This is a genomic window from Ligilactobacillus aviarius (assembly GCF_001654615.1).
Lineage (GTDB): Bacteria > Bacillota > Bacilli > Lactobacillales > Lactobacillaceae > Ligilactobacillus > Ligilactobacillus aviarius_B.
In genome coordinates, this window is record NZ_LWUD01000030.1 from 1 (window position 1) to 5,401 (window position 5,401).

Here is a 5,401-nt window from a genome sequence, read left to right on the forward strand (position 1 = left end):
CACTGTTACGGGTTTCGTAATTTAAATAACTTTTTTAATCGCATTGATTGTATTTTTCTCTTAAATCAAAAAGAAGCACCAACTGCATAATAACAGTTAATGCTTCTCCTAAAAGTTCTTCACCAATACGATTTGACAAAGAGCCGATTTTCATCAAATTTCCTTAATCTTCAAACTTTAATCACATTATTGCCCTGTTTGACCCTGTTTCTGGGCTGGTTGACTTTGATTATTCGCAGTCTTGGATGTCGCATTTTGGTTATTCTGCCCTGATTGCTGGTTATTTCCATTCTGATTCTGGTTTTGTGTCGAATCTTGGTTTTCCTGACCTGAAACCGTGATTTGAACATTGATCGAGCTTGGACTCACCGCAATAATTCCATTCTGAATGGTATCGATCGGCACCGTCTTCGTTGTGTTCGATGTTACCCCACTTACCGGAACGGCAACATTTAAACTTTGCAACCGGCTCAGCGCCTGTTTTGTCCCCGTTACCGTAACGGTTTTCGTATCCGTTGATAAACTGTAATTTTTCGTATTATCGCCACCGCCACTGGCAACCAAATGCACATTGACCTTCTTGGTGGTTGTTGCTGCATAAATCGGAACCGTTGCTTTAACCGATGTCGGTTCGATTACAACGTTCAACGGTTTACCATTTTCATCAAGCGCTTCAAGCGTTACGTTTTGGGTGACTGAATGTTGGACGTCTTCCGGCAAACTAACATTTGCAACCACGTTCGTTACAGCATTGATCGAACTGCGCGAACCAATCACTTTGGCCCGTGAATAGTTGCTTGAAGCAATCCCAGCTGCATAACCGTTCCCAATTAACGTCGAATCAAAACGAACTTGGATCGGGAAGGTTGCTGAAGTCTTTTTACTGATCGTAACCGTTACTTTTTCAGGTTGCACGTTGGCGCTTAATTCATGACTAACCCCTGAAACTTTTAACTTAACAGTGTGTTTCCCTGGTTTTAGTCCTTCTAGATCAGCGTATGCTTGAAAGTTCTTCGTATTTTCTGCAGTTTGAACAAGCGCTGCTGGGCCATTGATCTTGACCTTGACGTTTTCCGGGTAACCTTCAACAAAGTATTTGGAACTGACATTCACCTTTAACGGCACCGTAACCGTTGCTGATTTTTGGGTCGACAAAGTTGCTTTATTGGCTGCGCCATTTGTATTTGCGCCCGTATCAGTCGTCACATACCCAAAGAGGAAACATGCAAAAATCAAAGAAATAATGGAATATACAAGTTTTGTATTTGACAATTTACCGAATTTCAATGTTTCCGCCCCCTCTTACGAACTGCCGCGTGGCTGTTCCGACTTTCTTTCCGTGCTTTCATTTTGCTAAAGAACCGCACAAAAATATTCTTTTGTTTTTTCTCTTCTGCCGGAATTAATTCGTTATGCAGCAGTTTTAAATAATCCTGCCGGGTCAAGTTCCGAATCAATTCATTGTTCTTAGTGATCGTAACCGCGCCGGTTTCTTCTGAAATAACGATCGTCAACGCATCCGTTACTTCACTGATTCCGACAGCCGCCCGGTGCCGCGTCCCCAATTCTTTCGGAATCAAATTACTTTCTGAAAGCGGCAAATATGCCGCTGCAACGGCAATCCGGTTATTTTTAATAATTACTGCACCATCGTGCAACGGCGTGTTTGGAATGAAAATATTAATCAGCAATTCACCGCTAACATCTGCATCTAACGGAATCCCAGTCTCAATGTAATCTTCAAGTCCGGTATTCATTTCGATCGTCATCAAAGCCCCGATCCGTCGTTTTGACATGTATTGAATCGCCTTATCAAGGGCTTGAATCATTTTTTCTTGGGCTTCATTCTGCTTCTTTTTATTATTAAAAAACAGTGACCCACGTCCCAGGTGCTCAAGGCCGCGCCGAATTTCCGGTTGAAAAATTACGATGATTGCAATGATTCCCCAATTGATAATTTGGTCTGTGATCCATGAAACCGTTCGCAGTCCTAAATACCAACTGATTAATTTAATAACGATGATCACCAAAACGCCTTTGAAAAGTTGAACCGCCTTCGTTCCGCGTAAAAGCATCATCAATTTGTAAATTGCATACCAAACAACCGCAATATCCAACAAATTAATAAAGTGCTGCCAGGTAAAAATACTGCTTAAGAATCCCATTTTATCCTCCTCGTTCAGCATATATATTATAATTGTATCATGAAAATACTTTTAAGAAACCGCAACAAACAGTTAATTCTCATTAACTATTCATTAAATTGATTTTTTTACCTGCAAAGCCATTCCAAAATTGGTACAATGATAATAATACTTTTTGAACTTTCTTCAAGCCGAGGTGTTTTCAATGAATAAAAAAGTTCAATGGATCGTACGGTTACTATTTATCTTCTACATGCTGTACATTGGCGGTGTAATCGCATCCGGGAAAGCAGTTTATAGTTTTCTGTTGCTGAATACTTTCCTGGCATACATTCCGATCGAAATTGGAATGCACATCAACGAAAAGCAGCCCCGCTGGTTGTTTGTCATCCTCTTTATTTTGTGGCTGTTATTTTATCCGAACGCCCCATACGTTTTAACTGACCTTTTCCACTTAGCAAAAATCAATCCTTACAATGCCGTTACCGGATTGATGGTCTTTAAGCTTCGCATTTGGTGGCACTATGGCAACTTAGTATTCAGTGCTTTAATGTCCAGTCTTTTTGGCGTTTGGAGTCTTTCATGTGTCAGCAAAGTGATTGCTAAACGGTTCAAGAAGAAGAGTCCGTTTTTTGAAATTTCAATCGTTGGGATTTTGATTCTTGCTTCCTCGATTGGAGTTTACATTGGCCGGTTCTTACGGCTTCACACCGTTTACTTGTTCATGGATCCGCACGGCGTGATCAACGACTTGATCCAAATGTGGAATGTCCGCATGCTGGTCTTTGTCATCTTGATCGCCGTTTTCCAAGCATTGATCTGGTTGGTGATGAATATTTACCGCTCAACGTTTAACAAATTTGAAGAATAAAAAATAAGCTGTGATGTAAAATCACAGCTTATTTTTTAATCACGGTGCTTTCCGTTCTTGTCTAATAATCCTTTACCTAATTTTTCTGATCCTAATTCAGTAAAGTCATAGTGAAGTTTAGCATTGTCGTTAAATTCATCGATTGCAAGTTGAATCAACTTATCAATTAAATCTGAATAGCTGATTCCTGAAACTTCCCATAATTGTGGGTAAAGTGAAATGTTGGTAAAGCCTGGCAAAGTATTTACTTCACCTAAGTATGGAACATCATTTTCATCGACTAAGAAGTCCATCCGGGCTAAACCACGGTTATCCAAGGCTTTAAATGCCTTAACTGACATTTCTTGGATTTCCTTTGTTAATTTTTCTGGTAAATCAACTGGAATCTTGAAGACGACACCTGAAGCATCAACGAACTTGTTGTTGTAGTCGTAGAATTCATCCCCGTTGACATCAACCGCACCAAGCTTTGAGTACTTCGGATCGCGGTTTCCAAGCACTGAACATTCAACTTCACGCGGATTCTTGATGGCTTCTTCAACCATTACTTTGTAATCGTAACGGAAGGCTTCTTGAATTGCATCGTTGTATTCTTGTTCAGTCTTAACCTTATTGATCCCCACTGAAGAACCTTGACGAGCAGGCTTAACAAACATAACTTCGCCTAATTCTTCCTTGGCCTTGCTGTATGGGTGTTCATCAACCGTTTCAGGTGTAACAACAAAGTATTTTGTATTCCGAACCCCGTGCAATGTTAATAATTGCTTGGTTAAATCCTTATCAAATGAATTAGCTGATGAAGCAATTCCGCTTCCGATCCAAGGCTTGTTCAACAACCGGAAAAGACCTTGAACAGTTCCGTCTTCACCCATGTTCCCGTGAATTACTGGATAAAAGACGTCAACATCCTTCACTTCCGATAAGTTTTGGATGTTTGCTAACGGATTTGAAAAGTCAACGTCCTTCGTTGCTTCGGCAACAACTTCATCCTCTGGTTCGCCATTGAAAATCCGAAGAGAGTCTTTGTTACCAAGTAAGAAACCTTGCTTCGTAAACATGAAGACTGAAACTTCGTATTTGTCTTTGTCTAAAGCGTCATAAATGTTGTGAGCTGAACGCTTTGAAACATCATGTTCAGATGAGTTTCCGCCAAAGAATAATGCAATATGTAATTTCTTTTTGCTATCCATTTACTTAATCACCTTTTGTTTAAAATTTTGTTCGTACATAACTTGAAACCTAAGTATAGCATAATTTATTATCATCTGCATCCAATTACCCTTAAAAAAGACGAATTTCAGCAAGTCGTTTATGCCGTTTGCTCTTCTTCAAAAATTCTTCGCGTGATTTTGCCATCGTCGCTTCAAAACGATGCAGACTGTCGATATCCCATAATGGCATTGCTCGTTTTTTCCGGATAAATTCCTGGTTGCCGATTGCCTGTTCGATTTTCATGACATCATCGATTTTCGGGCATTGGCTATGGTCAAGCATTCCAACTGGTCGTCCTTGCTTGAATGCGTGTTGCAAAGCGGATTCCGTCTTCCCATTTTGGTCAGTTTCAACAACGACCAATCCATCCGCAAGTCCACTTTCCCATTCATCGCGGGCTGCTAAGAATTGCCGCCGCACAATTGCTCCAAGGCTATAAGTTGACATTAATGCGCCACCATTATCAATGATTTCTTGAGCAAAATCTTTGTTTTCCTTCGGGTAAATTGGCTGTTCCAAACTGTGACCTAAAATGGCAACCGTTGTGCCGCCTGCTTTTAACGCGCCGGTATGGGCTGCCGTATTTGTTCCAACGGATAACCCACTGACAACCGTCAAGCCATCTTTTGCAAATTGATATGCCATCCGTTCCGCCATTTTATAACCCAGTTCCGTTGGCCGCCGCGTTCCAATAAATCCTACTGACGGACCTTGAAGGGCTTTAACATTGCCCTTAACGTAAATGATCAATGGATAATGGTTTAAGCTTCGCAAATTATCCGGATAATCAGCATCCTGATAGTTCAAAATTTGAATTCCGTAACTGCGGGTCTTCTCCATCAATTCACGAGCATCCGCAAGCATGTTTTTCCATTTTTGATAATCCAAAGATCCTTCGTTAATTCGCCGATTGATCGTTGAATTGCGGTGCATGTTGCGGAAGTTTTCCAAAATCAATCGTGGTTTAACGGTGTCAAAAAACTTCAACACCGTTTTCGGACCAACGCCCTTGATCATTTGCAACGCTAAAATTAATTCTGTAAGTTGATCGCTATCCATTTTAATTCCTCTTATTCCATAAATTACTATTCTAAGTATAAAGGTTATCGAAATATTTTAGAAATTAAACGCATTAAAAAAAGGCTGCGACCAAATGAAGTGCAAGACAAAAGTT

Annotated in this window: 5 protein-coding genes; 1 reads left to right on the forward strand and 4 read right to left on the reverse strand. The window is 40.4% G+C overall.

The features are described 5' to 3' along the window. Window positions 1-186: 186 nt before the first annotated feature. Together A3O17_RS05275 and cdaA are read right to left on the reverse strand one after the other, a co-directional pair. On the reverse strand, window positions 187-1,287 hold the full coding sequence (locus tag A3O17_RS05275) for a CdaR family protein (RefSeq protein WP_064207921.1): 1,101 nt from the start codon (window positions 1,285-1,287) through the stop codon (window positions 187-189). Then, a complete protein-coding gene (cdaA, locus tag A3O17_RS05280; RefSeq protein ID WP_064207920.1) occupies window positions 1,284-2,165 on the reverse strand; it encodes a diadenylate cyclase CdaA in 882 nt (293 codons plus the stop codon). Before cdaA ends, A3O17_RS05275 begins: the two co-directional genes overlap by 4 nt. A 184-nt stretch (window positions 2,166-2,349) precedes the next feature. Between cdaA and A3O17_RS05285 the strand changes: the two genes are divergently transcribed. Beyond that, a complete protein-coding gene (locus A3O17_RS05285) occupies window positions 2,350-3,015 on the forward strand; it encodes a DUF1361 domain-containing protein (protein WP_064207919.1) in 666 nt (221 codons plus the stop codon). Between the two features lie 35 nt (window positions 3,016-3,050). Here the strand turns inward: A3O17_RS05285 and A3O17_RS05290 are convergent, their stop codons facing one another. Further along, window positions 3,051-4,205 (reverse strand): D-alanine--D-alanine ligase family protein, encoded by a 1,155-nt coding sequence (locus A3O17_RS05290; RefSeq protein WP_064207918.1) that lies wholly within the window; start codon window positions 4,203-4,205, stop codon window positions 3,051-3,053. A gap of 91 nt (window positions 4,206-4,296) precedes the next feature. Next, entirely contained in the window at window positions 4,297-5,286 is a 990-nt protein-coding gene (locus A3O17_RS05295) for a DNA-processing protein DprA (protein ID WP_064207917.1), read from the reverse strand. Window positions 5,287-5,401 lie beyond the last annotated feature (115 nt).